1 protein-coding gene is annotated in these 2,512 nt (G+C 56.8%); it reads right to left on the bottom strand.

Going from position 1 to position 2,512, the window contains the following annotated elements; translation table 11 throughout:
- Window positions 1–50 precede the first annotated feature (50 nt).
- Window positions 51–2,512, bottom strand: a 2,462-nt coding sequence (locus Q2B33_RS23795) for a DEAD/DEAH box helicase (protein WP_300914322.1), incomplete at its 5' end; no start/stop codon positions are given.

Raw genomic sequence — 2,512 nt, forward strand, 5'->3', positions numbered from 1 at the left:
AGATGCTGCCCATTTTTGTTTCATGGAAATTCATTCGTCTTGCCTCTCTTTCATGATATTTTCTGTTCGCCCCACTTGATGCGGAGCACGCCGTTCTCATCTTTCTCCTGCTTCATCAGGAGGGAGATCAGGTCAAAGTCCACATCGAACTTTTCATAAATCTCATCTAAATCTACATCCTGTCCTTTCATGAACAGGTTCAGCTTCTCCTTTGCCAACACCATCTGCATCAGGTTGGATTCGATGCTGCCCGCATAGGTGAGGAAATAGATGTCCTTGTGCCGGGTGGAGGTGTAGCGGATGAAGCGGAAGTAGAACTGGCTCATGCCAGAGTTGTTGTAGTGGAGCTCCGGGATGATGACCTTGTCCACGTACTCGAAGTTGACGCTGGAGGGGAGGCTCTGTTGGGTGCAGAGGAGGATCCCGTTGCCGCTGTCCTTCAGCTTCTGGCGCAGGGCGCGCCTTTGGGCAAAGCTGGTGCCCTCCCCGGTGACGGTGAACAGGGGGCGTTCCGGCAGGTACTTCCGGAAAGCTTTTGCATAGGATTCCAGTACCACCTTGTGGCGCACGCCGATAGCGATAATCTCGTCTGGCCCCTCCGCCGCCATCTCCACTGCCGTCATGACCTTGACGGGGGTGTCCCCGGTATACTCCTGCACGGTGTCCGGTGCCGCGCCGATCCGTAGAAGCAGAACAATCTGCTGGATCAGGCGCATCATGGCGTCCTTTCTGGAGTTGCTGGTGGAGGCGAAATAGTTCTCCCGCATCTTGTAGAACTCGTTGATGGCCTGCCTGTACACCGCCTTTTCTTCAGGGGGGAACTGGAGCAGCACCTGGTGAATCCGCTTGATGTCCTTGCAGGCCACTTCCTCAAATGTCCTGGTGATGACGGTCTTGCCCAGGAGGCGGTTCAGCACTTCCGCATTGTAGATGTCCTGGGTGCGCTTCTCCATGCCGAAGACGGTGACCTTTTCCGGCAGGTGGGAGGCGGCGAACAGGGAGTAGCCTTTCTTGTAGGCGGGGATGGGCTGGCCGTAGAATGGGTTCACATCCCTGTCCGGCTCACTGTCGCTATCGCCGTCCCTGTTCCTGCTGTTGCGGTAGATGTAGCGGTTCCAGGAGACCATGTTGACGGAGTTGTTGTAGAGCAGCTCCAGCTGCGGGGCGAACTCCGAGATGTTGTTCCGGGTGCTGGTGCCCGTGGTGAGCAGCTTCATCCGGCAGCGGCGGAAGCAGGAGAGCACTGCCTGGCTCCTTGCACTGTTTGGGTTGGAGATTTCATCGCTCTCGTCCAGGATCAGCTGGATGTTCCATCCGATGCGTTTCAAATATTTGCGCAGCAGCTTTTTATTTGCGCTGACCATGTTCAGGGTGAACAGGACAAAATACCCTGGCTGGATGCGTTTCAGGTCTCCTGGCTTCTGGACGAAGAGATAGGGCAGCCTGTAGTTTTTCAGTACCACGTTCCAGTTGTTGCGGATGGAGATGGCGGAGGAGACCACCCAGGTGCTGTGTATGTTCTGGCGCTCCATGCGGTAAAGTCCCGCCGCAATGCCTGCCAGGGTCTTGCCGCTGCCCTGTTCCCACTGCAGGAGGGCGTACCTTTTCTGGAGGATTAGGTTGATGTCGTGGAGCTGTATCCCATTGAGGCGGATCTCTTCCACCAGGGAGGTGTCCCAGAGGGTGAACCCGGAGAGCCATGCCCCGATTCCCGCATCTTCCGCCATCTCCGCAAAGGGGCGGCTCTGGCAGTCGTATTCCCTGCGTTTCCTCCGGAGCAGTCGTTCATATCCCGGGAAGTCTTCCGGCCTGTTGTCCAGCACTGCCTGGGAGATGGGGACGGGCAGGTGGCTGCCGCCTTTCAGTATCTTTTTGGCAGCGGCACCGTAAGCTTTGTATGCGAATTCACTGTCCCGCTTCACCAGGAAGAGTCCCTCCTTTTTTGGTGCGGGAATCTGTTTCCGCAGGGCCTTGCGCAGGTAGGTGAGCACCTTCTTCTCTGTAAGCTGTACCCGGTACCATTCCTCGAATTCCATGCCGTCGGGCTTGCGCTGGGTATAGAAGCGGTGGAGGTATTCGCAGCATTTGGCGTACAGCGGCCTGGTGGCAGGGTGGGCTTTGATCTGGTAGAGCAGCTTCTGGGACTGGTAGCAGAAATCCCCTTCGGCAGGACGGGACTTTGCAAGTTCCAACAGTATTTTTGCCTGGTTGTCCTCCAGTGCCGATCTGGCATAGGCCAGCATCTCGCGATGGATGCGGGCGGATTCCGTGGGGATGTCAAAGTCTTTTGGCAGGATGCCGTCTGCCTCTGTGCGGTAAGGCTTTGATGCCCATCCGGGAGCGCTGCTTTTCCGCTGCCAGAACTGCAGCTTCGTAGGGAAGCGGCTGACGCCCAGGGAGGAAAAGGCATCCTCTGGGAGCAGGAACTGTCCCAGAAAGCTGTAATCAGATTCCATTTCCTGTATCTGGCCCTTGTCGGTAAAGGAGTCCCCCAGGAAGGAGCGGGGGACGA

Source organism: uncultured Acetatifactor sp. (assembly GCF_948601915.1).
GTDB lineage: Bacteria > Bacillota > Clostridia > Lachnospirales > Lachnospiraceae > Acetatifactor.